At 65.7% G+C, this 24,004-nt stretch carries 28 protein-coding genes; 11 read left to right on the plus strand and 17 right to left on the minus strand.

The features are described 5' to 3' along the window. Nucleotides 1-83: 83 nt before the first annotated feature. The 3 genes from recQ to ACFW6D_RS05320 all read right to left on the minus strand — a co-directional run bounded on the left by recQ (nt 84) and on the right by ACFW6D_RS05320 (nt 3,656). A complete protein-coding gene (gene recQ / locus ACFW6D_RS05310) occupies nt 84-2,075 on the minus strand; it encodes a DNA helicase RecQ (RefSeq protein ID WP_379324963.1) in 1,992 nt (663 codons plus the stop codon). A gap of 95 nt (nt 2,076-2,170) precedes the next feature. Beyond that, nucleotides 2,171-2,956, minus strand: a complete 786-nt coding sequence (gene hisN / locus ACFW6D_RS05315; RefSeq protein ID WP_379324965.1) for a histidinol-phosphatase — start codon at nt 2,954-2,956, stop codon at nt 2,171-2,173. Between the two features lie 121 nt (nt 2,957-3,077). Further along, nucleotides 3,078-3,656: an NADPH-dependent FMN reductase gene (locus ACFW6D_RS05320; RefSeq protein ID WP_379324967.1), complete on the minus strand. Its 579-nt coding sequence runs from the start codon at nt 3,654-3,656 to the stop codon at nt 3,078-3,080. Between the two features lie 141 nt (nt 3,657-3,797). On the opposite strand from ACFW6D_RS05320, the gene ACFW6D_RS05325 reads away from it, so the two are divergent. The 6 genes from ACFW6D_RS05325 (at nt 3,798) to ftsX (ending at nt 8,592) form a co-directional block, all read left to right on the plus strand. After that, nucleotides 3,798-4,655, plus strand: a complete 858-nt coding sequence (locus ACFW6D_RS05325; protein WP_379324969.1) for a helix-turn-helix transcriptional regulator — start codon at nt 3,798-3,800, stop codon at nt 4,653-4,655. A gap of 44 nt (nt 4,656-4,699) precedes the next feature. Further along, on the plus strand, nt 4,700-5,818 hold the full coding sequence (prfB, locus tag ACFW6D_RS05330) for a peptide chain release factor 2 (protein WP_379236785.1): 1,119 nt from the start codon (nt 4,700-4,702) through the stop codon (nt 5,816-5,818). A gap of 128 nt (nt 5,819-5,946) precedes the next feature. Next, entirely contained in the window at nt 5,947-6,804 is an 858-nt protein-coding gene (locus ACFW6D_RS05335; RefSeq protein WP_379236787.1) for a mechanosensitive ion channel family protein, read from the plus strand. Then, nucleotides 6,791-6,946 carry a hypothetical protein gene (locus ACFW6D_RS05340; RefSeq protein WP_379236789.1) on the plus strand — a complete coding sequence of 52 codons (156 nt, stop codon included), beginning with the start codon at nt 6,791-6,793 and terminating at the stop codon, nt 6,944-6,946. Before ACFW6D_RS05335 ends, ACFW6D_RS05340 begins: the two co-directional genes overlap by 14 nt. Before the next feature lie 54 nt (nt 6,947-7,000). Further along, nucleotides 7,001-7,690 (plus strand): cell division ATP-binding protein FtsE, encoded by a 690-nt coding sequence (gene ftsE, locus ACFW6D_RS05345; RefSeq protein ID WP_379324971.1) that lies wholly within the window; start codon nt 7,001-7,003, stop codon nt 7,688-7,690. Further along, nucleotides 7,690-8,592, plus strand: coding sequence for a permease-like cell division protein FtsX (gene ftsX, locus ACFW6D_RS05350; protein ID WP_379324973.1), 903 nt, complete (start codon nt 7,690-7,692; stop codon nt 8,590-8,592). Before ftsE ends, ftsX begins: the two co-directional genes overlap by 1 nt. Before the next feature lie 57 nt (nt 8,593-8,649). On the opposite strand, the gene ACFW6D_RS05355 is transcribed toward ftsX, so the two are convergent. After that, entirely contained in the window at nt 8,650-9,015 is a 366-nt protein-coding gene (locus ACFW6D_RS05355; protein ID WP_379324975.1) for a MerR family transcriptional regulator, read from the minus strand. 60 nt (nt 9,016-9,075) lie between these two features. Between ACFW6D_RS05355 and ACFW6D_RS05360 the strand changes: the two genes are divergently transcribed. After that, nucleotides 9,076-9,837: an alpha/beta fold hydrolase gene (locus ACFW6D_RS05360; protein WP_379324977.1), complete on the plus strand. Its 762-nt coding sequence runs from the start codon at nt 9,076-9,078 to the stop codon at nt 9,835-9,837. Here the strand turns inward: ACFW6D_RS05360 and ACFW6D_RS05365 are convergent. Continuing rightward, the gene (locus ACFW6D_RS05365) at nt 9,834-11,240 is read right to left on the minus strand and encodes a glycosyltransferase family 39 protein (protein ID WP_379324979.1); all 1,407 of its coding nucleotides are present in this window, start codon (nt 11,238-11,240) and stop codon (nt 9,834-9,836) included. The genes ACFW6D_RS05360 and ACFW6D_RS05365 overlap by 4 nt on opposite strands. A gap of 126 nt (nt 11,241-11,366) precedes the next feature. Between ACFW6D_RS05365 and ACFW6D_RS05370 the strand changes: the two genes are divergently transcribed. Further along, nucleotides 11,367-12,764 (plus strand): acyl-CoA dehydrogenase family protein, encoded by a 1,398-nt coding sequence (locus tag ACFW6D_RS05370; RefSeq protein ID WP_379324981.1) that lies wholly within the window; start codon nt 11,367-11,369, stop codon nt 12,762-12,764. A gap of 30 nt (nt 12,765-12,794) precedes the next feature. Further along, a complete protein-coding gene (locus ACFW6D_RS05375; RefSeq protein ID WP_379324983.1) occupies nt 12,795-14,009 on the plus strand; it encodes an acyl-CoA dehydrogenase family protein in 1,215 nt (404 codons plus the stop codon). 93 nt (nt 14,010-14,102) lie between these two features. Here ACFW6D_RS05375 and ACFW6D_RS05380 read toward each other — a convergent pair whose 3' ends face one another. The 12 genes from ACFW6D_RS05380 to ACFW6D_RS05435 all read right to left on the minus strand — a co-directional run bounded on the left by ACFW6D_RS05380 (nt 14,103) and on the right by ACFW6D_RS05435 (nt 21,876). Then, nucleotides 14,103-15,368: a tyrosine-type recombinase/integrase gene (locus ACFW6D_RS05380; RefSeq protein ID WP_379324985.1), complete on the minus strand. Its 1,266-nt coding sequence runs from the start codon at nt 15,366-15,368 to the stop codon at nt 14,103-14,105. Next, the gene (locus ACFW6D_RS05385) at nt 15,368-15,559 is read right to left on the minus strand and encodes a helix-turn-helix domain-containing protein (RefSeq protein ID WP_379324987.1); all 192 of its coding nucleotides are present in this window, start codon (nt 15,557-15,559) and stop codon (nt 15,368-15,370) included. Before ACFW6D_RS05385 ends, ACFW6D_RS05380 begins: the two co-directional genes overlap by 1 nt. Before the next feature lie 12 nt (nt 15,560-15,571). Continuing rightward, a complete protein-coding gene (locus ACFW6D_RS05390; protein WP_379324989.1) occupies nt 15,572-17,314 on the minus strand; it encodes a replication initiator in 1,743 nt (580 codons plus the stop codon). Nucleotides 17,315-17,353: 39 nt separating this feature from the next. Then, on the minus strand, nt 17,354-18,004 hold the full coding sequence (locus ACFW6D_RS05395; RefSeq protein ID WP_379324991.1) for a hypothetical protein: 651 nt from the start codon (nt 18,002-18,004) through the stop codon (nt 17,354-17,356). Nucleotides 18,005-18,152: 148 nt separating this feature from the next. Further along, on the minus strand, nt 18,153-18,338 hold the full coding sequence (locus tag ACFW6D_RS05400; protein WP_379324993.1) for a hypothetical protein: 186 nt from the start codon (nt 18,336-18,338) through the stop codon (nt 18,153-18,155). 2 nt (nt 18,339-18,340) lie between these two features. After that, nucleotides 18,341-18,664, minus strand: coding sequence for a hypothetical protein (locus tag ACFW6D_RS05405; RefSeq protein ID WP_379324995.1), 324 nt, complete (start codon nt 18,662-18,664; stop codon nt 18,341-18,343). Then, nucleotides 18,661-19,977 (minus strand): FtsK/SpoIIIE domain-containing protein, encoded by a 1,317-nt coding sequence (locus ACFW6D_RS05410; protein WP_379324997.1) that lies wholly within the window; start codon nt 19,975-19,977, stop codon nt 18,661-18,663. The genes ACFW6D_RS05405 and ACFW6D_RS05410 overlap by 4 nt, the downstream gene beginning before the upstream one ends. Beyond that, nucleotides 19,977-20,249 carry a hypothetical protein gene (locus tag ACFW6D_RS05415; protein ID WP_379324999.1) on the minus strand — a complete coding sequence of 91 codons (273 nt, stop codon included), beginning with the start codon at nt 20,247-20,249 and terminating at the stop codon, nt 19,977-19,979. Before ACFW6D_RS05415 ends, ACFW6D_RS05410 begins: the two co-directional genes overlap by 1 nt. Then, on the minus strand, nt 20,249-20,560 hold the full coding sequence (locus ACFW6D_RS05420; protein ID WP_379325001.1) for a hypothetical protein: 312 nt from the start codon (nt 20,558-20,560) through the stop codon (nt 20,249-20,251). The genes ACFW6D_RS05415 and ACFW6D_RS05420 overlap by 1 nt, the downstream gene beginning before the upstream one ends. Before the next feature lies 1 nt (nt 20,561). Then, a complete protein-coding gene (locus ACFW6D_RS05425; RefSeq protein ID WP_379325003.1) occupies nt 20,562-21,149 on the minus strand; it encodes a DUF2637 domain-containing protein in 588 nt (195 codons plus the stop codon). A 2-nt stretch (nt 21,150-21,151) separates the two neighbouring features. Further along, nucleotides 21,152-21,439 (minus strand): hypothetical protein, encoded by a 288-nt coding sequence (locus ACFW6D_RS05430; protein ID WP_379325005.1) that lies wholly within the window; start codon nt 21,437-21,439, stop codon nt 21,152-21,154. Next, nucleotides 21,436-21,876: a hypothetical protein gene (locus tag ACFW6D_RS05435; protein WP_379325007.1), complete on the minus strand. Its 441-nt coding sequence runs from the start codon at nt 21,874-21,876 to the stop codon at nt 21,436-21,438. Before ACFW6D_RS05435 ends, ACFW6D_RS05430 begins: the two co-directional genes overlap by 4 nt. A gap of 209 nt (nt 21,877-22,085) precedes the next feature. On the opposite strand from ACFW6D_RS05435, the gene ACFW6D_RS05440 reads away from it, so the two are divergent. Continuing rightward, on the plus strand, nt 22,086-22,856 hold the full coding sequence (locus ACFW6D_RS05440) for a GntR family transcriptional regulator (protein WP_379325009.1): 771 nt from the start codon (nt 22,086-22,088) through the stop codon (nt 22,854-22,856). 10 nt (nt 22,857-22,866) lie between these two features. Beyond that, a complete protein-coding gene (locus ACFW6D_RS05445; RefSeq protein WP_379325011.1) occupies nt 22,867-23,535 on the plus strand; it encodes a YdcF family protein in 669 nt (222 codons plus the stop codon). The last annotated feature ends 469 nt before the right edge of the window (nt 23,536-24,004 follow it).

A 24,004-nucleotide genomic window follows, 5' to 3' on the forward strand; every position in this document is an offset into this window, starting at 1 on the left:
ACTCGACAGTAACCCCGGGTCGTCGGATTCGGTGCGGGTTCGTTTCCGCCGCGCGTGTACACGCCTGTGGGCGGGGTATGCCCTTACTCCTCGGCGAGCGTCGCCAGCACCCCCTCGCCGTAGCGGGCCAGCTTGTTCTCACCGACACCGGCGACGGTGCCGAGGGCGGCGAGGTCGGCGGGTTTGCGCGCGGCGATCTCGCGCAGGATGGCGTCGTGGAACACCACGTAGGCGGGCACGCCCTGTTCCTTCGCGGTGGCGGCGCGCCAGGCTCGCAACCGCTCGAACAGGCCGACATCGGCGGCGGGCAGGTCGACGGCTGCCTTGGCCGATTTCGAGGTGCGCGCGGGACGGGCGGCGCGCTCGGGCTCGCGCCGCATCGGCACCTTCCTGCCCTCGAACAGCACCTCGTTGCTCTCGTCGGTCAGGGCGAGGACACCGTATTCGCCCTGCACGGCGAGCAGGCCGCCCGCGAGCAACTGCCGGACGACGCCGCGCCATTCGGTATCGCGCAGATCGGTGCCGATACCGAACACCGACAGCTCGTTGTGCCGGTGCTGGGTGATCTTCTGGTTGGTCTTGCCGAGCAGGATGTCGACGAGGTGGCCCGCGCCGAAGGCTTGGCCGCGTTCACGTTTGAGTCGCAGCACGGTGGACAGCAGTTTCTGGGCGGGCACCGTGCCGTCCCAGGTTTCGGGCGGGTTCAGGCAGACATCGCAGTTGCCGCAGGTGCCACCGGTCTGGCCGAAGTAGTTCAGCAGCCGCGCGCGACGGCAGCCGACCGTCTCGCACAGGGCGAGCATGGCGTCGAGGTGCAGTTGCAGCTGTCTGCGGTGTGCGGCGTCGCCCTCGCTGGAGTCGATCATCTTGCGTTGCTGCACAACATCATTGAGGCCGTAGACCATCCAGGCCGTCGACGGCAGACCGTCGCGACCGGCGCGGCCGGTCTCCTGGTAGTAGCCCTCCACCGATTTGGGCAGGTCGAGGTGGGCCACGAAGCGCACATCGGGTTTGTCGATGCCCATGCCGAAGGCGATGGTGGCGACCACGATCAGGCCGTCTTCGCGCAGGAACCTGGACTGGTTCTCGGCGCGGGTCCGGAAGTCCAAGCCCGCGTGATAGGGCACCGCGCGGATGCCGTTCTCGTTGAGCATGGCGGCGGTCTTCTCCACCGAATTGCGCGAGAGGCAGTAGACGATGCCCGCGTCGCCGGAGTGCTCGGCGCGGATGAAGTCGAGCAACTGGCGGTCGGCGCGATTCTTCGACTCGATCCGGTACTGGATATTGGGCCGGTCGAAGCTGGAGATGAACTGTTTCGCGGCGCCGAGGTCGAGGCGTTCGACGATCTCGGCGGCGGTCTTCTCGGTGGCGGTGGCGGTGAGCGCGATGCGCGGGACATCGGGCCAGCGCTCGTGCACCAGCGACAGCGCCAGGTAGTCCGGCCGGAAGTCGTGACCCCACTGCGAGACGCAGTGCGCCTCGTCGATGGCGAACAGGGCGATCTTGCCGCGGTCGAGCAGCCGCAGGGTGGCTTCCAGTCGGAGGCGTTCCGGCGCCAGATACAGCAGGTCCAGATCACCTGAGACGAACTGGGCCTCCACGGTCCGCCGCTGATCCGGCGACTGGGTGGAGTTGAGGAATCCGGCACGCACACCGAGGGCACTGAGCGCGTCGACCTGGTCCTGCATGAGGGCGATGAGCGGTGAGACGACGACGCCGACGCCCTCGCGGACAAGGGCGGGGACCTGGTAGCAGAGGGATTTGCCGCCGCCGGTCGGCATCAGCACCAGCGCGTCGCCACCGCCGACTACCTGTTCGACGATGGCCGCCTGGTCACCGCGGAAACTGTCGTAACCGAAGACGCGGCCTAGGACCTCGTCGGCGGTCTCGGCACGGTCGGGAGCCGCTACCCGGCCGGGGGTGGCGGGGGCGAGGTCGTCGAAGTGGACGTCGCCGTGATCGGCGAAGTCGTGCTCGGAGACATAACCACCCTCGGACGGATACGCGTCGTCGGGAGGGAAGTCTTCGTGGGGGAAGTCTTCGACATCGGGGGCTGTGGCGCCGGAATTGCTCACCGGGCCATCCTACGAGCGAGCGCCGGGCGCGCAGCCCGTCAGCCGGAGCCGACGACGGCGGATGCAGAAGTTGTCCACATGTGGATAACTCGAAATTATCCGCGCAAACGCGCCAGGACCTCGTCTTGGAGCAGGCCGTTCGACGCCACGGCGTCGCCGCCGTGCGGGCCGGGGCGCCCGTCCAGGGAGGTGAACGCGCCACCCGCTTCGCGGACCAGGATGTCGAGGGCGGCCAGGTCCCACAGCGAGACCTCCGGCTCGGCGGCGATGTCCACCGCACCCTCCGCGACCAGGCAATAGTTGAAGAAATCGCCGTAGCCGCGGACCCGCCAGACCGCATCGGTGAGGTCGATGAACTTCTCGCGCAGGCCGCGTTCGTGCCAGCCGGACAGGCTGGAGAAGGCCAGGCTGGCATTGCCGAGGTCGGCGACCGCGGACACCGAGATCGGCTTGGGCGCACCGGGGTGAACCTGCACCCACGCGCCCGAACCGGCGGCGGCCCACCAGCGCCTGCCCAGCGCGGGTGCGCTCACCACGCCGACCACCGGAACACCGTCTTCGAGCAGGGAGATCAGGCTGGCCCAGACCGGCACGCCGCGGACGAAGTTCTTGGTACCGTCGATCGGGTCGACCACCCACTGCCTGCCGCTGAACTCGGCATCGCCACCGAATTCCTCACCGAGCACGGCGTCCCCGGGGCGGTCCTCGGCGAGCACGCGGCGGATCATCTGCTCCACCGCGAGATCGGCGTCCGAGACCGGGGTGAGGTCGGGCTTGGAATCGACTTTCAGGTCGACGGCGCCGAAGCGCTCGCTCGAGATCGCGTCGGCCTCGTCGGCCAGTCGCAGGGCAAGGTCCAGGTCAGCGGAGTAGGCAGCCACGCGGTGAGTGTATTCGCCGAGCCGACGGGCTCGAGTTCGCGGCGCCACCGACCGCGTTGCCGAGGCCCGCACGAACTCGGCCCCGTCGGCCCGATGCGCGAGAACGCGAAGAAGTGCCTGGTCAGGCAACAACCTGGGCGGCTTTCGCCGCGACGAGAGCGCTTGTCCACCAATGCAACTGGTCGAGCATGGCGGCGGCGTCCGCTTCGGGCTGCTCGGGATCGCGCAGTCGACCGTCCTCGTCGAACAGCATGTAGTAGCGCGGGAACGAGACGTAATTGCGCACCGTGTGGGCGTTGAGTTCATTGAAGACCTGGCGCAGATGTTCGATGGCCATCAGGCCGCCGGAGCCGCCGCTGTAGCCGACGAACCCGATGGCCTTGGCGTCCCATTGGGTGAAGTGCCAGTCGATGGCGGCCTTGAGAGCTGCGGGGTAGCTGCGGTTGTAGTCGGGAGTGACGATGACATAGGCGTCGGCGGTGGCCAGACGATCGGTCAGGTCGAGCATGCCCGCGGGACGCGCCGGATCGGGGTCGAGCAGGGGCGGCACCGCGGGCAGTGCGGCGGGCACCTCGGCCTCGGCGAGGTCGATGACGTCGACCTCGAATCTGTCATCGACCCGCTGCGCGAACCAGTTCGCGACCACGGGGCCGAACCGGCCTTCGCGGACACTGCCGATGATGATCGCGAGCTTCAACACGATGTTCTCCTCTTCGTCGAACCGGCCGGATCTGCCGGTGCAACCAAATCTCGCGGACCGTGACCCTCGTAGGGAGACCACGCTGAGAGTGGTAGTGGCACGGCCACTCTCAGCCGCGCCGCGCTGGGTACCGTCGATGAGGTGAGCGACAACGAACTCGGGCTGTTCCTGCGGACCCGCCGCGAAGCGGTCTCCCCCGCCGAGGTCGGGCTGCCCGCCGGACAACGCAGACGCATCCCCGGCCTGCGCCGCGCCGAGGTCGCGATGTTGGCAGGCGTCAGCGTCGAATACCTGATCCGGCTCGAACAGGGCCGCGACAGCCACCCCTCCGCTCAGGTGCTCTCCGCACTCGCCGAGACATTGCGGCTGAGTCCGCGCGAGCGCGTGCACCTGCACCAGCTCAGTAAAGGTGTGTCCGGTTTCAGTTGCGGTGCCGCCGAGAACGGGCCCAACCGCACGGTTCGCCCGACGATCCTGGCCATCCTCGCCCAACTCGAACCCGCGCCCGCCGCGATCACCAACCGGTTCACCGAAGTCCTGGCCTGCACCGAGGGCTACCGGAAACTGATGGGGCCCAGCGGTCTGTTCGAGCAGGGCGAACCCGCCAACCTGGCCCGGTTCGTCTTCACCCATCCCGGTGCCCGCGAGCTGTACGCGGACTGGGACGCCGCCGCCGACAAGCTGGTCGCCGCGCTGAAACAGGGCCCGTTCCGTGCCGACCCCATGGTCGCCGTCCTGATCGACGAACTCACCGTCACCGCAGGTAGCGCCTTCACCGACCGGCTCGCGACGCTGCCGGGACTGCCGCCGTCGGGCGGGATCAACCGCCTCAGCCACCCCGATGCGGGCATGCTGCGCCTGGCCTACGAATCACTGGATCTGTCCATCGACGACGACCAGTCCCTCTATGTCCTGCTCCCCGCCGACGAAGCCAGCGCGAACGCCCTCGACCAGTTGGTCGGACGCCGCCCCGGCGGTCTCCGCGCCATCGCAAGCTGACCAAGGCTTCGCAGTGTCGGACCCGACCGGTAGCCTAGGAAATCGTGCATCCTGACGTTATCGCCGACCTCGCCGAACTCGACACCACGCTCAAGACGGTCGAGTCGGTCCTCGATGTCGAGGAGCTACGCCGCCGCATCGACGAACTCGAGCATCAGGCCGCCGATCCCGAGCTGTGGAACAACCAGGACCACGCCCAGCAGGTGACCAGCGAGCTCTCACACGCCCAGAGCGAACTGCGCCGCGTCGAAGAGCTGCGCCAGCGCCTCGAGGACCTGCCGGTGCTCTACGAGCTGGCCGAAGCCGAGGAAGACGCCGCGGCCGCCGAAGCCACCGCCGACGCCGATACCGAGCGCGTCGCACTGCGCGTCGACATCGAGGCGATGGAGGTGCGCACCCTGCTCTCTGGCGAGTACGACAAGCGCGACGCGCTGGTCAACATCCGTTCCGGCGCCGGTGGCGTCGACGCCGCCGACTGGGCGATGATGCTGATGCGCATGTACATCCGCTGGGCCGAGCGGCACAAGTTCACCGTCGAGGTCTACGACACCTCCTACGCCGAGGAAGCGGGCCTCAAGAGCGCCACCTTCGCGGTGAAGGCGCCCTACGCCTACGGCACGCTCTCGATCGAGATGGGCACGCACCGCCTGGTCCGGATCAGCCCGTTCGACAACCAGGGCCGCCGCCAGACCTCCTTCGCCGAGGTCGAGGTGCTGCCCGTGGTGGAGACCACCGACCACATCGAGATCCCCGAGGGCGAGATCCGGGTCGATGTGTACCGCTCCTCGGGCCCCGGCGGCCAGTCGGTCAACACCACCGACTCCGCGGTGCGCCTGACCCACATTCCCACCGGCATCGTCGTGACCTGCCAGAACGAGAAGTCGCAGCTGCAGAACAAGATCTCGGCCATGCGTGTGCTGCAGGCCAAGCTGCTCGAACGCAAGCGCCAGGAGGAGCGCGCCACGATGGACGCGCTCAAGACCAACGAGGGCGCCTCGTGGGGCAACCAGATGCGCTCCTACGTGCTGCACCCGTACCAGATGGTCAAGGACCTGCGCACCAACCACGAGGTCAACAACCCGACCGCCGTCCTCGACGGTGACATCGACGGGTTCATCGAGTCCGGTATCCGCTGGCGGATGCGCGATCAGGCCGACGCGTAGCCAGCTGTTCGCTCACAAATGGTGCGCTAGAGCACGTTTGACGACAAGCCGTGACCGACCTGTAACCTTTCTTGTGTGCGTTCGACCGAACCGAAACTGTGCCTGTGCAGGTCCATGAAGGAGACGCGATGACCCACGTCCTCGCGGCCGACAGCGGACCCGAGATCGCCGACTGGATGCGTTCCAGTGGGCTAGAGATCGTCCTGTTGATCGTCGGTGCGATGCTGTTCGGCCGGTTCGCGGCGTTCCTGCGCGACCGGGTGACCACCAAGATCGACTCGACCTTCCAGACCAGCGATGCCCTGGTCCGCACCGAAGCGGCCAAGCACCGCCACGCGCTGGCCCAGGTGGTCACGTGGGTGGTGCTGACCATTGTGTATGTGCTGGTCGGCATGGAAGTGCTGCGCAGGCTCGGGTTCTCGGTGACGGGCCTGGTCGCCCCCGCCGCGGTGCTCGGTGCCGCGCTCGGTTTCGGTGCCCAGCGCATCGTCCAGGACATCCTGGCCGGGTTCTTCCTGATCACCGAACGCCAGTACGGCTTCGGTGACGTGGTGCAGATCGCGGTCACCGGTTCCGCCGATCCGGCCGAGGGCACCGTCGAGGACGTGACCCTGCGCATCACCACGCTGCGCAACTCCGACGGCGAGGTGATCATCGTCCCCAACGGGCAGATCGTGAAGGTCACCAACCTGTCCAAGGACTGGGCGCGCGCCGCGATCGACGTGCCGGTGTCGGCACAGGCCGATATCACCAAGATCAACGAGATCCTGCACGCGGTCTGCACCAAGGCCTACGAGGACCGGCGGCTCAAGCCGCTGCTGCTCGACGAGCCGTCGGTGATGGGTGTCGAGGATCTGTCGATGGATGTGATGAACATCCGGATGGTTGCCCGCACATTGCCAGGCAAACAATTCGAAGTGGGCCGCGAACTGCGCGTGCGCGTCGCCGCGGCCCTGCGCAAGGAGGGAATCAGTGAAACCACGTAAGTCCACAGCGATCCTGATGGCGGCGTGGCTGTCGACGTTCGTCGTCTATGTGTTCGTCAAACCGACGGAGACGACGCCGGACGGCTCCACATCGTTCCTCAATGCCGTTCCGACCTGGGTGAATGCCGAACCCGAGCGCTGATCGGCGCGTCGGGTCCGGCGGAAGCGGCCCCGTAGCTGATTACACTGACCCCTCGTGATCAGCATGCGCAACGTGAGCAAGTCGTATCCGACCTCGACACGGCCCGCGCTGGACAACGTTTCCGTCGATGTGGAAAAAGGCGAGTTCGTCTTCATCATCGGCCCGTCCGGTTCGGGCAAGTCGACTTTCATGCGGCTGCTGCTCAAGGAAGAGGCGCCGACGTCGGGCGAGATCCGGGTCGCGGACTTCCGCGTCGACCGGTTGCCAGGGCGGAAGGTGCCCAAGTTGCGGCAGCGGATCGGCTGCGTGTTCCAGGACTTCCGGCTGTTGCAGCAGAAGACCGTGGAACAGAACGTGGCCTTCGCGCTGGAGGTGATCGGCAAGCGGCGTCAGTTCATCGAACGGACGGTCCCTGAGGTGCTCGACATGGTCGGGCTCGGCGGGAAGGGGCAGCGGTTGCCCTCGGAGCTCTCCGGTGGTGAGCAGCAGCGGGTGGCCATCGCGCGCGCGTTCGTGAACCGCCCGCTGGTGCTGCTCGCCGACGAGCCGACCGGCAACCTCGACCCCGACACCAGCGCCGACATCATGGCGCTGCTGGAACGGATCAACCGCGTCGGCACCACGGTGCTGATGTCGACCCACGACAACCATATTGTCGACGCCATGCGAAGGCGGGTGGTCGAGCTCGACCAGGGCAGAGTCGTGCGCGACGAAGCGACCGGCGTCTACGGGGTGGGTCGATAATGCGACTGAGTTTCCTGTTCACCGAGGTCGTCGACGGCCTGCGCCGCAATCTCACGATGACCATCGCGATGATCCTGACCACGGCGGTGTCGCTGATGATGCTCGGCGGCGGCATGCTGTCGGTGCGGATGGCCGACAAGACCGAGAACTTCTTCATCGGTCGCCTCGAGGTGCGTTTCTACCTCGACGACGCGGTCTCCGACACCGATCCCGACTGCGCCGCCGACCCGTGCAAGGTGCTGCTCGCCGACCTCAAGCAGACCTCGGGCGTGGAGAGCGTGCAGTTCCTCAACCGCGCCGACGCGCTGGAAGAGGCGAAGAAGCTGTTCGCGGATCAGCCGGAGATGGTGCAGTACATCGCCGATTCGCCGCTGCCTGCTTCGTTGCGGGTGAAGATGACCGATGCCGATCAGTATCAGCACATCTACGACAGTTTCGCGACGCGGCCCGGTGTGCGGATCGTGGCCAACGACAAGGAGTTCGTCGACCGGCTGACCAGTCTGTTCGACGGGTTACGCAACGCGGCCTTCGGCTTGGCGTTGGTGATGGCGCTGGCCGCGATGCTGCTGGTGTTGAACATGGTGCAGATCGCCGCGTTCACCCGGCGCACGGAAGTCGGCATCATGCGCCTGGTCGGCGCGACCCGCTGGTACACCCAGCTACCGTTCCTCCTCGAAGCGGTCGCGGCCGCGTTCGTCGGCTCGGTTCTCGCGGTCCTCGGACTGGTGATCGCGCGTCCACTGGTGATCGATCGGGCCCTCGGACCGCTGTTCGACAGCAATGTCTTCCCGCGTATCACCGGCGACGACATCGCGGTGGTCGCCCTGACGATCGCGCCCGTCGGCATCGTCTTCGCCGCCGTCACGGCCTATCTCACCCTGCGCTACTACGTGCGCGAATAGCACGGCCCGTTCGTGTCCGACGCTCGTGAGTGAACTCCACTCACGAGCGCGCGTCACTCATGGCCGTAGTCCCGCGTGCGCCAGACTCGCATCGAGTTGTGCGGCGAGATGAGCGCGCTGACGGTCCAGATCAGCGATCCGCCGGTCCAATTCGGCGCTCCGATCAGCCATGACCCGCACCGACATCTCGCAGGCCTGCACCGGCCCGTCGTTCTGCGCGCACGGCATGAGCAAGGCGATGTCGTCGGTATTCAGACCGCCTGCCAACAGTTCCCTGATCTGGGCGACCGTCTCGGGCGCCGACTCGGGATAGCTGCGATAGCCGTTGCTGTCACGGTGCGGATGGAGCAGTCCCTGCTCCTCGTAGTAGCGCAGCAGCCGGGTGGCGACCCCGGTGCGTTGCGCCAGTTCGCCGATCAGCATGTGATCACCGGCACGTTCGGCTTGACCTTCACACCCATGTCAATCCCTAACGTCGCCCGCATGACAACAATTCCGCTCCAGACCAGCATCCACGGCAACGGCCCCGGCATCCTCCTCGCGCACGGCGGGGGCGGCTCGATCGAAAGCAATTTCGGCGCGGTGATCCCCGCGCTCGCGGCCGGGCACACCGTGGTCGCCCCGGACTATCCGGGCGACGACACCCCGTTGACCCTCGATGACCTCGCCGACGCCCTCGTAGCGGCCGCCGTCGACGCCGGTGTCGAGACCTTCACCATCGTCGGTTTCTCGCTCGGCACCGCGGTGGCCGTGCGCGCTGCCGCACGTCATCCCGAACGCGTCACCGGTCTCCTGCTCACCGCCGGGCTGGCCGCACCCGACAATCGAGCTCGGTTGGCCGTGCAGGCCTGGCAGGACCTTCTCGACCGGGGCGAGCACGAATCCTTCGCCCGTCTGGTCTTGCTCACCGGTTTCTCCACCGATTTCGTCAACGGGCTCCCGACCGCGACCGTCGACGCGATGGTCCGGCAGACCGCCGACTCGATCCCCGGCGGCACGCGCCAACAGGCCGCCCTGATCGAAACCGTCGACACCACCGCAGACCTCGCCGGCCTCTCGGTCCCGACTCTCGTCGTCGCCACTACCGCCGACCTTCTCGTAGACCCGGCCAATTCGCGGGCACTCGCCGCGGGCATCCCCGGTGCCGAGTACGCCGAAATCGAGGCCGGGCACGTGGTCATGGTCGAGCGTCCTGACGAGTGGCAGAAGCTGCTGACCGGTTTCCTCGACCGGCACGGGCTCTAACCGAGCGTGCGTAGCTGCGGCCAGACTTGCGACCAGGGCCGAATCGGATTGCGGCAGATGAACATCGGCGCGCCCTGTTCGTCGTTGTCGATGCCGAGGCCGTTGTCGAGTACGCCTGCGGGCTCGACGGTCGAGCAGAGTTCGGTGAGTCGTTCGTGGTCGATGCCGACGGTGAGGACCTCTGTCGCCGAGTCCGGCGGGGGTCCCCACCACCAGTAGGCGTTGTGGCCGGAGTGTGGTGTGGGTAGGGAGTCTCCGTAGCGCTCGATCGCGCCTGCCTCGCCGTAGTTGGCGGTGAGGATGGAGGCGCCGGGCGGGTGGGCGGCGGCGATCTGTTCGACGTAGCGGGGCCAGGCGATGGTTTCACCGGCGTCGTAGTTGATCGCGAGGATGGGCGAGTCGCGCAGCCACGCGACCGGCAGCACGGGCAGGAACAGCAGCGCCGACATCATCGCGTTGAGCGCGAGTACGGAAGTGACTGCCGCCCAACGTTTCCGGTCCGAGCCCAGCCACCGGCACAATCCGAGGACCCCTGCCGCGAGCAGTACCGGATACATCCCGCCGAGGTAATACGCCTTGCCGCCGGTCGCGAGAAACACCACGAACAGCACCGCGTAGGTCAGCGGAAACGCTCGCCACGGTGAGTTCCACAACCGCCACAGCCCATACCCCCACAGCGGCACCAGCAGCACCCCGAACAGCCCGAACTGCAAGAGCACGAACATGATCGGCGAATCCGAGGTCCCAGACGAACCACCGGCGATCGCCCTGCTCAGCTCCCACTGCGGCCACCCGTTGTCGGCCTGCCACCACAGATATGGCAGCTGCAGCACCAATGCCAGACCGGCAGCGAACCCGAAGTATTTGGTGGCGAACAGCTTTCGATAGCCGGTCACCGCGAGGGCCGCGGCCAGCACTAGAACCGGCACGATCAACAGCACCTTGTTCTGCAATCCGATGCCGACGACGAGCCCGATCACCAGCCACCATCGCCGATCCCGCCCGAGTTTCAACACCAGCAGACAGATCAGCACCCAGGCCGCCAGGTCGAACACCGTCGTCCCCAGCATGTGCCCCACGCCCATCATCAGGGCCGAACTCGCCACCGCACCGGCCGCCAACGCCCTCGCCCCACGCCCACCGCCCACCTCCCCCGCGATCAACCCGGCGCACACCACCACGAACGTCGCCGCCGCGATGGCGGGCAATCTCATGACACATAACGAATCGGGGTCGATCGCAGCCATGAGTCTGGCCAGAAACGGCGACAACGGCGGCTGATCAGGGTAAGACCAGTCCAACCGCCGACCAGCGGCCGAGAAGTACAGCTCGTCGCGGTGATAGCCGTAGCGTCCCGCGTTCACCAGCAGAACGAGCGCGAAAACGGACGCGATGACGGGCACCCTGCCAGCGTGACAGAAACCGCCGATTTCCCGACGGGTCACCACGCTTCTTACTCCGGAGTAAGATAGACTTACCGAAGAGTAAGATGGTGGGGTCGAAGGCACCCCGACAGCCGAGGAAATCAGGTGATGATGAGCACTCGAGACAGCGCGACGAAGCGACGTCCGAACGACACGTCCGCGGTCGGCCTCAGCCAGCCCAAGCGGGACTGGATGGGCGCCGCGATGCGCGCTTTGACGACCATTACCGGGTCGGAGCTCGCGGGCAAGTACAACCTGCGCAAGCCGATCGAGCGAGTCACCTACGAGGGCACCAAGACCGGGTTCCGCACCCTGGGCGCGGCCACTCGTACCTTCGCGAAGGTGGCGGGCGGCGGTGAACCCAAACGTCTGGTCGACAACGAGTCCAAAACCAAGGGCTATTTCGACCTGACCCCGACCGACGAGCAGCAGATGATCGTCGAGACGGTGCGTGACTTCGCGGGCGAGATCCTACGCCCCGCGGCCTACGACGCCGACAATGCCGCCAAGGCCCCGCGCGATCTGCTCGAGCGCGCCGCCGAACTCGGCATCACCCTGATCAACGTGCCCGAGGAGCTCGAAGGCGCGGCTTCCGAGCGCGGCGCCGTCACCAATTCGCTGGTGGCCGAGGCTCTTTCGCACGGCGACATGGGTCTGGCGCTGCCGATCCTCGCGCCGAGCGGTGTCACCGTCGCGCTGTCGCAGTGGGGCACCGACGCCCAGCAGCAGACCTACCTGCCCGCCTTCACCGGCGATGCGGTGCCGCAGGCCTCGGTCGTGATCAACGAGCCGCGTGCTCTGTTCGATCCGTTCGCGCTACAGACCAAGGCCGTTCGCTCCCCCAGCGGCTACAAGCTCAACGGCGTGAAGAGCCTGGTCCCGGCCGCCGCCGATGCCGAATTGTTCATCGTGGCAGCCGAACTCGACGGGCGCCCCGCCCTGTTCATCGTCGAGTCCGACACCGCAGGGCTGTCGGTGGAAGCCGATCCGAGCATGGGTCTGCGCGCCGCCGGTCTGGGTCGACTGATCCTGGACAACGTGGCCGTCAGCGCCGATGCCATCCTCGGCGACGGCGATGCCAAGGTCCGTGCTGCCGAATACGGTGACGCGGTGCAGCTGGCCCGCCTCGGCTGGGCCTCGCTCGCCATCGGCACCGGTCAGGCCGTGCTCGACTATGTGATCCCGTATGTGAACGAGCGTGAGGCGTTCGGCGAGCCGATCTCGCACCGTCAGGCGGTCGCCTTCATGGTCGCCAACATGGCGATCGAGCTTGACGGCCTTCGCCTGGTCACGCTGCGCGGCGCTTCGCGTGCCGAGCAGGGCCTGTCGTTCGCCCGTGAGGCGGCGCTGGCGCGCAAGCTGGCCACCGACAAGGGCATGCAGATCGGTCTGGACGGCGTGCAGTTGCTCGGCGGTCACGGCTTCACCAAGGAACACCCGGTCGAGCGGTGGTACCGCGACCTTCGTTCCGTCGGTGTCGCCGAAGGCATCGTGCTGGTCTAGGCCCGTTTCTCACCTTCCAGGAGCCCCCTCATGATCAATCTCGAACTCCCCAAGAAGCTGAAGGCGAGCGCCAACCAGGCCCACCAGGTCGCCGCGCAGATCTTCCGCCCCATCTCCCGCAAGTACGACCTCGCCGAGCACGAGTACCCGGTCGAGCTCGACACCATGTCGGCCATGATCGAAGGCCTCGCCGATTCCGGCACCCAGCAGATCGGTGGCGCGTCCGGCGGTCGTGGCGACGAGGTGTCGGTTGTTCCGTCGGCGAATGCCAACGGCGGCAATATGTCCTCGCTGATGAACACCCTCGAAACCGCATGGGGTGACGTCGGCCTGCTGCTCACCATCCCCTACCAGGGCCTCGGCAACGCCGCGATCGCCGCGGTGGCGACCGACGAGCAGCTGGAGCGCTTCGGCAAGGTGTGGGCCGCGATGGCGATCACCGAGCCGTCCTTCGGTTCCGACTCCGCCGCCGTCACCACCACCGCCGTGCTCGACGGTGACGAGTGGGTGCTCAACGGCGAGAAGATCTTCGTCACCGCCGGTGAGCGCGCCACCCACATCGTGGTGTGGGCCTCGGTCGACAAGAGCCTGGGTCGCGCGGCGATCAAGTCCTTCGTCGTCCCGCGTGACGCTCCGGGTCTGTCGGTGGCGCGACTCGAGCACAAGCTCGGCATCAAAGCCTCCGATACCGCGGTGCTGCTGCTGCAGGACTGCCGGATCCCCGCCGACAACATCCTCGGCTCGGCGGAAGTGAACGTGGAGAAGGGTTTTGCCGGGGTCATGCAGACCTTCGACAACACCCGCCCGCTGGTGGCGGCCATGTCGGTCGGCGTCACCCGCGCCGCGCTCGAGGAACTGCGCGCGGTCCTCACCGAGGCGGGTGTCGAGATCTCCTACGACACCCCCGCGATGAACCAGTCAGCCGCAGCCGCCGAATTCCTGCGCATGGAAGCCGATTACGAAGCGGCCTACCTGCTCTCCCTGCGCGCCGCCTGGATGGCCGACAACAAGAAGCCGAACTCCCTCGAGGCCTCGATGTCGAAGGCCAAGGCAGGCCGCACCGGCACCGACGTCACCCTCAAGGCCGTGGAACTGGCCGGCGCCATCGGCTACTCCCAGCGCACCCTGCTCGAGAAGTGGGCCCGCGATTCCAAGATCCTCGACATCTTCGAAGGCACCCAGCAGATCCAGCAGCTGATCGTGGCTCGCCGCGTCCTCGGAAAGACCAGCTCCGAACTCAAGTGACCTGGTAGACAACGAAATCCGGTGCGAGTCGACGTCCTGACTCGCACCGGATTTCTTGTTTCCGGAGGCCTTCCGATTCGGGTTCATGGTCCCTCAGGCCGCTTCCAGGCCGTTCTCGGAGGGAGGCTCCCAGATGTGGGCCGACTCGTCGACGGCCTGGCGGGCGCGCTCGTGGCTGGACGACAGCAGGTGCGTGTACACCCGAAGAGTGAAGCCAGGATCTTCGTGGCCGAGGTAGTCGGCGAGCTCCTTGACCGAGACACCGCGCGAGAGCAACTTCGAGGCGTAGAGATGGCGCAGGCCTGAGTGCATCCCGTCCGCACGGTTCACGTACTCGAGGCCAGCTTTGCCGAACGCGGGCTTCCACACGACCTTGCCGAACAAATCGCCGCTCATCGTCGCCCCCTTGCTGTTGGTGATCAACAGGGACACCGTCACCATTTCTCCGTCGGCCGCGGCCCAGGGCAATGTGACCGCTTGAGCCGGAAAGGTCTTCAGGTGTTCGTCGATCGCATCGAGCAGGGCGGTAGATAGCGGCACATACCGGGTCTTCTCCCGCTTCGGGAGCGCGAACATCAGCACACCCTTGACGTATTTCACCTGGCGCTGGACATGCACGGTCATTGCTTCGCGGTCGATGTCAGCCGGTGAAATCCCCAGCAGCTCACCTTGCCGAAGACCGAGCCCGACACCGATTGGGATCACGATGGAGTAGCGCTTGTCGACCTTCGCCAGTCCGGAACGAACGAGTGAGACTCGATCATCCTGCCAGACAATAACTTTCGGACTCTTTCGCACGGGTCGGCGAATCGTCTTCGCATGGCATGGGTTGGTTCGGATCAGCCGATCGTCGACCGCCGTGTCCAGAACGCCGACGACGATATCGAACAGGACAGCCTTGTAGTTGTCCGAGTACTTCTTCTCATCGAGCTTGCTCACCCAGTCACGAACGGTCGACGGCAACACCTTCCCCAACGGGAGGTCACCGAACTCCGGGTAGACGCGGGAATCGAGCCGACTCCGCAACGTTTCACGACTCGCCGGATCCGCCGACTGCGCACGGAACCAGCTCTCACCCTGTTGCCGAAAAGTCTTCCGAGTCGCCTTCGGGTCGATGTACTTACCTTCGCGCTTGTCCGACTCGACCTCGATCAGGAAGTCCTCAGCGCGGCCCTTCTGCTTGTCGGGGAACGACTTTCCGCGCTCAGCGCCATCCGGATCTACGTACCGAGCGCGGTAGCGCATTCCACGCCCGAACAGCTCAGTCTTTTCCATCACCGGCTTGCCGCGCCCGTTGACGATCACGTCGCCGTTTTCGTCCTTCTTGGGCCGCCACCAACGGTCGTCGATGTGCCCCATCAGGCGGCCTCGCCCAGGTCGGCGTCAGCCCAGGCTCGCAGGCGAACAGGGTTGTAGCGCAGGTGTCGACCTACTTTTCGCACGGGAGGACCCTCGCCGCTCCATTTCCACTGGTAGAGCGTCTTGATCGGGACATTGAGGTAGTAGGCGGCTTCCTCCGCCGTCCACATTCGGTTGCTAGGCAGTTCCATCGTGTTCCCTCCCTATGCTGCTTCGGATTGTGAAGTTGCCGAAAGCTGTTGTGGCACAACGGTTTCACGTGAAACTGACTGGTCGACGGGCGGACTGTCCGCCAGCGCCATCCGTGCATTCGTGTACTCGACCCGCCATTTCGAGCGGGCATCCACCAGCGCCATCACGAGGTGTTCTCGCGGTGGTGCGTCCGGATCACCAGGCGGGACCGGATACACCCGCACGTGAGACGTGTCAGGTTTGACGATGCCCACGGCCGCAAGCTGTTGCCGAACAAATTCCGCGCGTTCGGCTTTGTGGTCGGGCAGGGTCTTGCCGGTCCATTTCTTCGAGTTCAGGACGCGGCGACCGGGCAGAGCGAGGGTGTCGCGGCGGTGGGCTTTGCCCTTGCAGTAGCCGGGTTGGGTCTTGTCGCTGGCGCCCTTGGGGACGATGCCGTAGCGCAACCACACCCCGCATTTCGGCGAGCACGGCGTCACGCACATTTCCGCGTGCAATCGGTCGTAGTGTTCGGCGACGCGACGCGAGTCCGGTTCGAGCAGGTCAGCGACGCTCTTGGTCAGGTACTTCGTCAGGTACCGCACCCGGCGTTCCATCTTGTCGGTACCGCCGAGGATCTGAATCGGCTTGGCCTGCACACCGAACCGGACCACGTGCGCGGGTTCGAGTTCGTCGACTTCGTCCATCACGGCCATGGCGTCATCCCAGGAAGGCAGCGGGTCACCGGTCTGGGGGTCGACGAAAGTACCGGCTACGTAGTCCCATTCGGGCATCGCCCCGTCGTGGTAGACCGGCTGGTCGAAGTGGGGCCACCAGATCTGGCGGTAGGTCGCCGCGGTGACGGCCTTGAGCATCTTGTTCGACACCGACCCGCGAATAGCCAGGTGCAGGTGTGGAGCGCCACGCTTTTGCGGTTCGACACTGGCGAAGTACTGCACATCCCAGCCGACCGCCCGGCGAAGGTTCTGCACCCACCGGTCAACCAGGGCGGCGAAGTGGATGGCGTCGCGGGCTGCGCGGGTGTAGTCGTAGGTTTCGGGGTCGACCGGGGAACCATCCGAGACCATGGCGCCCTTACCGTCTTTGCCTGCCTTGGGGTCCCACACCTGGTTGATCGCGCCGTACCCGTCGAGGGTGAGCGTCAGGAAGGTAGAGGGCTGGTAGCCGTTGTACACCTGGCCCACGGTGCGTTTTTCGACCTTGCGGCGAGGCAGGTTCGGCACGTCCTGGCGGCGACGGGTCGACTTGGCTTTACGGCGGGGCTTCTCATCGAGCGACGGAAATCGGCCCTTGACGCCGAGGTCACGCAGCTCGGTATCGATCTCGGCGACCAGGGCGCGGATCGAGTCGGCCAGCTCGGTGTCTTCGTCGGCGAGGGCCTGGCGGAACTGGTCGAACAGGTGCGCTCGGGCACTGAGCAAGTCTGTTTGTTGCCCGGTGGGCTCGACGGTCTCATCGACCGGTTCCTCACTCAGGCACCACCCCTCACGGAGTTGAGTCATCCGCAGCAGGCGGTAGGTCTTGGCGCACGCGGGGCAGATCGCTTCGAACCGGCATTTGCACGGTGCACCGATATAGGAGATTTTGCCGGTGGAATCGTCGACGGCACGCATCGGAACGACCCGGGCGCACACGCCTTCCTTCTCAGCGGCGAGTTCGGCGATGTCTTTGAGCGAGGGCATCGCCCGCCGATCGGCAGCGGTTTGGTGGGCAGGACGGCCGAGGGAGGCCGTTCCGGTGGTGTTGTCAGTCATGGTGCGGCCTTCCTCGGTCGTGGTGGTGGGGTGCGGGGGTCATGCGGCTTTGCGGATGTCGGTGACGTTGTTGAATCCGGCGATCGACTCGTACGGCACGAGCACCGGTGCGGCGAGGGAATCGGACCGGCGGAAGGTGATCTCGACCAGGCCGGGACCGGCGAACCCGACTTTGGCCTGTTGAGCACCGAACCCGTGGGCGAAGTGATCGGCACGGTTGGTCCAGGAGTCCGGGCTGTGACCGGGCAACATGCGAGCCCGGATGGTGTCGAGCGATTCGCCGATCTTCACCGAGATCAGCCGCGGGATGAACACCCGGTCACCGTCACGGGTCGCCAGGCCGCAGGCGGTGGTCATGGCTGTCCAGCGACGCCGGTAGCGGAGCCAGGCCAGGAACCGGGACCGGATACGGCGGGTGAGCCAGCGCTCGAAGGTCTGCGGGCTCGCTACTCGCCACAGCACCATCCCCGCGACAGACCCACCAGCGACCGCGATCCCGAGCAGCCATCCGTAGAACCATCCGGCGGCGACGGAAAGGCCGGCGGGGACCGAGATCATCGGGAACAGGATCGCCCACCACACGATCACGAACGCACCGAGCACGATTCGACCGGCGATCGTGAGCAGGGCGTCGAGGGCTTCCCCGGCCGGGTCATGGGCAGTGGTCGTTGTGGTGGTGGTCTTGCTCATCGTTTCTTCCTTCGGGTGACGGAGGTCAGGGGGAACAGTTCGAGCTGGGTCGGAACGGTCTCCCCTTTCCGCTTCGGTGTTCGATCAGCGGCAGCATGGACGACCGGATTGACTTGTGACACAGTCTTTTTCGGTGGCTTGCGGGTGGTCACGCGGCGTCATCCCAATCGGAGCCGTAGTCATTCCAGGACGGGGCAATACCGGTTTCGGCGAGCACTGTCACGGCCACGGCGAGGGGGTCGAGGCCGCGGGCTTCGGATCGGCAGCGGGAGCGGGTTTGGAAGTCGATGACGTCGGCGAGACGGTTGTCGGTGCGAGTGAACTTGCGGGCCATGGTCATTTCTCCTCGGTGAGTTCGGATTTGGTGATGCCGCAGGTGTTGCAGGCTGCTTGGACGCCGGAGTTGGCCCAGATCGCTTGTTGCCAGGTCGGGGGCCAGCGGTGCCCGTTGGCGTCGCATTCAGCGGTGGCCGCGCAGGCGTCGCAGGTGATGCGGTCGCCGTCGTATTCCCAGCCGCAGGAACGATCGGCGGACAGGAACACCGCGGCTTGGTTGGTGGTGTCGAAGCAGATCGATTCGCCATCGGCATCGGTGAGGACATCACCGCAGGTATCGCAGTAGATGACGACATGGGATTCGGTAACCAGTCCACGTTTCATGCCGCCCACCCCTGCTCGTTGTCGTCGTCTTCGCCGGGGATGAAGTCCGGGTCGAAGGTGGAAGGATCGAAATCGTCATCACCTGCGGCCGAGGTGACCGCGGGAATCGGGGCGTAGGCGTCGACGATCGCGTCGGCCTGCTCATCGGAGATCCAGTAGGCGCGGACCCGAACGAACTCGGTCGTGCCGTCTTCACCGACGTAGCCGACACCGGGAGTGGTGTCAGGGATTTCGTGGCACAGCGCACCGCGGTCTTTGGAGCCTTGGCCGTGGACCATGGTGGTTTGGGTGGGTTCGTCCAGGCGCAGCCCGATCCGGACAGGAAACAACTGGCGGAACGGCATGGTCTCTTTGGACGGGTCTTGCAACGCGGCGATGACCGAGAGACCGACCGCGCGACCTTGGGACAGCAGCAGACCAAGGAGTCGTTCGAACTCCTGCCGCTGATCACGAGTCGCATACGCGGACAGGGCGGCAGCCTCATCGATGATGATCAAGATCAGCGGAGCGTCCGGGGTCGGAACATGCTTGCGGATACCGGCCGAGCGCAGTGTCGAGGCACGGTTTTCCATCACCTGGACGGCTTCGGTCAGCATTTCGAGGATGCCGTCAGCGGTCCACTGGAACCTCACCCACAGCTTTTCCCCGCGACCGAATTCCATGCCGCCCTTGGGGTCTGCCATCCACACGTCGACGTATCCGGCTTTGATCGCCGGACCGATACCGCGGATGATCGACCACAACACCGAGCCCTTACCCGAACCGGTCGCACCAGCCAGGAGGATGTGGGCGTAGAGCACGCGCAGCAGCCACATCCGGCCGTCTTCACGGATACCGGTATCGACGGCTTCCAGGTCCACCCCGGTCGCTTCCTGCACCGACACCACCGGCTCGGCGAGAGTGTCGAACGTTCGCAGCTCGATCCGCACGAATCCCGGACCCGATTGGCGCACACGGACTTTCGTGACGCCGAGGTACTGAGCGAACGCGTCAGCGATGTCGTCGTTTGTCCAGTCGGAGAGCTTCTGCCCGCCGACGACCTGGACATCGAAGACCGCACCGGCCGGGATCAGGTCGACCCCACCGACGATGGTCGGCCAGTTGCCCGTCGAGCCCAAACCCAGTGCACCCCACATCATTTCGAGATGCTTGCCACTGGTCAGGATCACGGCCGCGGGACGCAGATCCGCTGGCACACCGGCGAAGGGATCGGCATCAGGGACACGGACGCGGGCGGGATTGTCGAGGTGACGCCACCACAACATCAGCCCAGCAGCCAGGACGGTCGAGAGCGAAACAATCGTCGTGCCCATCACTTCACCTCCGGGGCGGGCATCGGCAGCGAGACCGAGCCTTCGTCGCAGAACATCGGGCACACCGGCGCGTCAGGGGCGGGCATGGGCACCGAGACAGGGGCTTCGGTGCAGTACATCGAGCACCCCGGCACAGCCGAATTGATCGGCACGCCACCGAGGTTGTCGTCGTGGTCGTTGCCCGCAGTGAGGACCATCGGGATCAGGACCGGGGTCAGCAACAGGCCCAGCAGCACGACCAGCGCGAGCCCGAGAACGAAACGGGCACTCATTACGACCCCAAACCCATCAGGTCAGACCAGTCGTCGTGCATGGCCTCGAAAATCGAGTTCGCCAAGCTGACCGCGTCCGGGGTCGTCAAATACCGTCGCGCGTCCACCGCCGTCAGGGTCGCGATGTAGGCGTTCAACGCGGCGGTGAGCTTGTCGAGCAGCGCGGCGGCCTCGATCGGCACCATCGACAACCGGGCGCGACCATCGATATCGAGCCACACCCGGTCATAGGTGGAGCTGTACCGGACCACCAGCTCATCGACTTCCCTGGGAAGCGGTGGTTCAGCGGTCATGAAGACGTAGTCGGACATGTCAATTGCCTCCGGAAGGAACCGGGACCGGCCGAGGTGGCATCGGTCGCGAAGTGCGAATGGGTTGCACCGGCACGACAGGTGCCAGCGGTTTGACCGAGAGGGCAGGCACCGCGACAGCAGGCACCTCATCGGCAGTGAAAGGGTCCGGTTCGACCGCAGCGGGAACCGAATTGCGTTGTGCCGCACGGAGAAGCAGCGCTAGACCGTGGGTGTCGATGAGCAGCGCCAACGGTGGGATCGCGGCCATGAACGCCCCACCGATACCGTGGCCGGTGATGTAGGCGTGGATGGCGTTGCTACCGACCGAGACCGCAGCCCCGACCAGCAACACCCGCGAGAACCAAGCCCGTTCCGGTGCGTTCGGCCCGAGTACGATCACCGCCATCGTGGCCTGAACGATCGTGCCGTCGACGATCACCGGGAACAGCCACGCCAACTTGGGGTGAGTGCCCGCGATGATCGCGAGGTCTTGCAGTGCGGCGAACGACAACACAAACGCCGCAGCACCGATACCGGCGATAACGAGGACGGCGGACCAGATCGCCCACCGCATACCGCCTTTGGACTTCTGATCCGCCGTATCCATCGCTACGCCGCCTGACGCGCGGAGTCGATCTCAGCAGCCGCCTTGACTACGGCCTTGTCATGCTCGGCGGCATCGTGGGCCATCAGCAAGCGCGGCAGCACCTCGGCGAGCTGACGAACATGATCCATGCTGAGGAACACCGTCGAATGCCCCGCCACGCTTTCCAACTTCACCCACACCATCGCCGGGTGCGTGAACCCGAAGTCGGCGTCAGCGCGAGAAGCGTGGTACTCGACCGTCATCGAATCGCAGAGATTGCCTGACATGTGGATGTGCGACATGGCGATCACGCGGCCTTGCGCTCAGCAGCGGCGTTACGGGCACCGGAGGTATCGCCCTTGATGCCACCGGCGTAGAAGTTGAAGCCCTGGTACTTGAACTCGCCCTGCCCCATCACGCGAGGCTCGACCATCAGCCCCTCCAGCTCGATCTGACGCATCCCCGGCAGCACCTCCGGCGTGGACGGCACCGGGACGTTCTCGGCCAGGAAGATCAGCTGGAAACTCGCACGCTTGGCGTTGCTCTCGGTCGGATCGGTGACGGTGGCCTTCCACATCGGCAGGCTCGTACCGGCACCGGTCTTCGGGTCGAAGTCGTAGCGCTGCTCCGGTACCGCGTTGCGGTCGGAGTTGTACTTGATCAGCGGCTCGATCCGGCCGACGAGGACCAGGCCCTCAGGGAAGGCTTCGGTGTGGGCGATGGGGAATCGGTAACCCTTGAGTGCCATGGAAATCAGCTCCTGTGTGTTGGTGGTCGGGGCGATCGGTGCGCCCTCGGTAGGTGGTCGTATTGCTCATTAGAACCACCTCTATTGGACACCAACGGGCGATATCTGTCAATAGAACCACTTCTATTGCGTGTCAGACCCTCACTGCACACTTATGGCTACTCTTAATTGACGAGCCGACTTCACAGTCGAAGAGAAGGGACGGGCCCATGGGCGCGACCGGATATCGGGAGCTCGCAGCGACGCTGCGGGACGCGATCAACGCAGGCGAGTACCAGCCGGGAACCAACCTGCCGAAGCAGGGCGACCTGGCAGAGCAGTACGGCGTGAACGTCAAGACGGTCCGCCAGGCGATCGGGCTACTCGAGAGCGAAGGCTTGGTTACGCCGATCCGTCGTCGGGGCACCGTGGTCCGCGAGCGTCCCCCTATGCGACGACTCGGCACCGAGCGTTACGCCAAGCGGAAGTGGAAGTTCGGCGACACGGTCGCGTTCGTCGCAGATCGCGAAGCATCGGGCCGACCATGGAAGCTGACGGATCAGACGAACACCGTGCAGCTGATCGAGGCCGATGCCGAGATCGCTGCGGCCTACGGAATCCCGGTAGGTACCAACGTCTACGAGCGTGCCCGAACGGTCAGGGACGCCGGTCGGCCAACACACACCCTCACCAGCTACTACCTCCCCGAACATGTCGAGGGAACGCCACTTATTGATCCAACTGCCGGACCAGCCGGTCGAGGCGGCGGGTTCGCCGTTCTCACCCTGCAGGGCTACGAGCCCGATCACATGACCGAGGAGATCTCAGCGCGGATGCCGACTCCTGAGGAGACCCAACAGCTGGAGCTTCCTTCTGGCGAGCCCGTGATGATTCTCGTCCGGCAGACTTATACCGTCGATGATGTTCTGATCGAGTTCGCACGCGGTGTCCACGCGGCCTCGCGGTTCTCGTGGACGTACGACTTCAAGCTGCCCGACTGAGAGGTCCCCGATGCCGACAGCGAGCTACCCGCAGGCACTTCGCCCCGACGTCGAAGCACTGTGGCAGTACAACCAGCTCGGCCACGAAATCAAACCGACCGATGTCGGCATCGGACTCGGCAGCCACGACCTCGGCGTTGCCACACATGCAGCAGACCTCTATCACGCAGGCATGTTCCCCCGCATCGTCTTCACCGGGGCCAATGCACCGACGACCGTCGAACGATTTCCCCGCGGTGAAGCAGTGCACTACAGGGAACACGCCATCGAGCGCGGAGTACCCGCCGAAGCGATCCTCCTAGAACCGCAAGCCACCAACACGAGCGAAAACCTCGAATTCACACGAACGCTATTGGCGGACAACGGTTTAGCGGACTCAATTCGATCCATCACTCTGATCTCTCGCCCATATCAGCAGCGTCGCAGCTACGCGATAGCGCGCAAGAAGTGGCCGGACGTCGACGTCATCTGTTCGTCGTTGCCCCTCGACCTGGACGACTACATAGCCAGCATCGGCGATGCACAGCGGGTGATCGACATGCTGGTCGGCGACACTCAGCGCATCTGGAAATACCCCGAGGAGGGATGGGCCGTCGAGCAGGACATCCCCGATGACGTCATGGACGCATTCGACCGACTTGTCAACGCCGGGTACACATCTCGCCTACTCCCCACTTGAGCTACCGCGACCGAGCAGGTGGCCGGTGTCCGCAGCTCCCGCACAATCACCACCCAGCACAATCACCACCGAGCCGACCAGTTCCAGCCGATCGAACCGCGATCACGGACCAGGCACATCGGTGAGCGTCCCCCGAGTTGGTGAGCGCCCGTCACTTCGACGGAGTGGTTGCTGAATTTCGCTATATAGAGTCAAGGGGCGGCTGGCGCCGCCCAGCGGCGCCGCCGCGCGGCACCGCACAACCCGCCGGCCTCCGCTTCGCTCCGGCAGGCGGGAGCGTTGGGCGCGTCGGCACCGCTTTGGCGAGTGGCAGCACGCCCATTCCGCCTATCTGGCTACCTCTTGCAACAACCGAGCAGAGCAGGGCGCGACGGGTGCCGTACCCGATCGACCTCCCGCAGTCGATGACGAATCTGCCGCCACTCTGCCCGGTCGACTGGCTGTGGTCCCGACCGACAACGCCAACGAC

The organism is Nocardia sp. NPDC058705 (genome assembly GCF_042749305.1).
Taxonomy (GTDB): Bacteria; Actinomycetota; Actinomycetes; order Mycobacteriales; family Mycobacteriaceae; genus Nocardia.

What these genes read in the sequence shown, in the direction of transcription:
- ACFW6D_RS05375 (WP_379324983.1), top strand. Translation starts at nt 12,795, where the DNA reads ATGATCAATCTCGAACTCCCCAAGAAGCTGAAGGCGAGCGCCAACCAG.
- ACFW6D_RS05425 (WP_379325003.1), bottom strand. Translation starts at nt 21,149, where the DNA reads ATGGATACGGCGGATCAGAAGTCCAAAGGCGGTATGCGGTGGGCGATC.
- ACFW6D_RS05435 (WP_379325007.1), bottom strand. Translation starts at nt 21,876, where the DNA reads ATGGCACTCAAGGGTTACCGATTCCCCATCGCCCACACCGAAGCCTTC.
- ACFW6D_RS05410 (WP_379324997.1), bottom strand. Translation starts at nt 19,977, where the DNA reads ATGGGCACGACGATTGTTTCGCTCTCGACCGTCCTGGCTGCTGGGCTG.
- ACFW6D_RS05405 (WP_379324995.1), bottom strand. Translation starts at nt 18,664, where the DNA reads ATGAAACGTGGACTGGTTACCGAATCCCATGTCGTCATCTACTGCGAT.
- ACFW6D_RS05335 (WP_379236787.1), top strand. Translation starts at nt 5,947, where the DNA reads ATGACCCACGTCCTCGCGGCCGACAGCGGACCCGAGATCGCCGACTGG.
- ACFW6D_RS05355 (WP_379324975.1), bottom strand. Translation starts at nt 9,015, where the DNA reads ATGCTGATCGGCGAACTGGCGCAACGCACCGGGGTCGCCACCCGGCTG.
- ACFW6D_RS05440 (WP_379325009.1), top strand. Translation starts at nt 22,086, where the DNA reads ATGGGCGCGACCGGATATCGGGAGCTCGCAGCGACGCTGCGGGACGCG.
- ACFW6D_RS05395 (WP_379324991.1), bottom strand. Translation starts at nt 18,004, where the DNA reads ATGAGCAAGACCACCACCACAACGACCACTGCCCATGACCCGGCCGGG.
- ACFW6D_RS05390 (WP_379324989.1), bottom strand. Translation starts at nt 17,314, where the DNA reads ATGACTGACAACACCACCGGAACGGCCTCCCTCGGCCGTCCTGCCCAC.
- ACFW6D_RS05360 (WP_379324977.1), top strand. Translation starts at nt 9,076, where the DNA reads ATGACAACAATTCCGCTCCAGACCAGCATCCACGGCAACGGCCCCGGC.
- ACFW6D_RS05380 (WP_379324985.1), bottom strand. Translation starts at nt 15,368, where the DNA reads ATGGGGCACATCGACGACCGTTGGTGGCGGCCCAAGAAGGACGAAAAC.
- ACFW6D_RS05420 (WP_379325001.1), bottom strand. Translation starts at nt 20,560, where the DNA reads ATGTCCGACTACGTCTTCATGACCGCTGAACCACCGCTTCCCAGGGAA.
- ACFW6D_RS05400 (WP_379324993.1), bottom strand. Translation starts at nt 18,338, where the DNA reads ATGGCCCGCAAGTTCACTCGCACCGACAACCGTCTCGCCGACGTCATC.
- ftsX (WP_379324973.1), top strand. Translation starts at nt 7,690, where the DNA reads ATGCGACTGAGTTTCCTGTTCACCGAGGTCGTCGACGGCCTGCGCCGC.
- ACFW6D_RS05415 (WP_379324999.1), bottom strand. Translation starts at nt 20,249, where the DNA reads ATGAGTGCCCGTTTCGTTCTCGGGCTCGCGCTGGTCGTGCTGCTGGGC.
- ACFW6D_RS05445 (WP_379325011.1), top strand. Translation starts at nt 22,867, where the DNA reads ATGCCGACAGCGAGCTACCCGCAGGCACTTCGCCCCGACGTCGAAGCA.
- ACFW6D_RS05385 (WP_379324987.1), bottom strand. Translation starts at nt 15,559, where the DNA reads ATGGAACTGCCTAGCAACCGAATGTGGACGGCGGAGGAAGCCGCCTAC.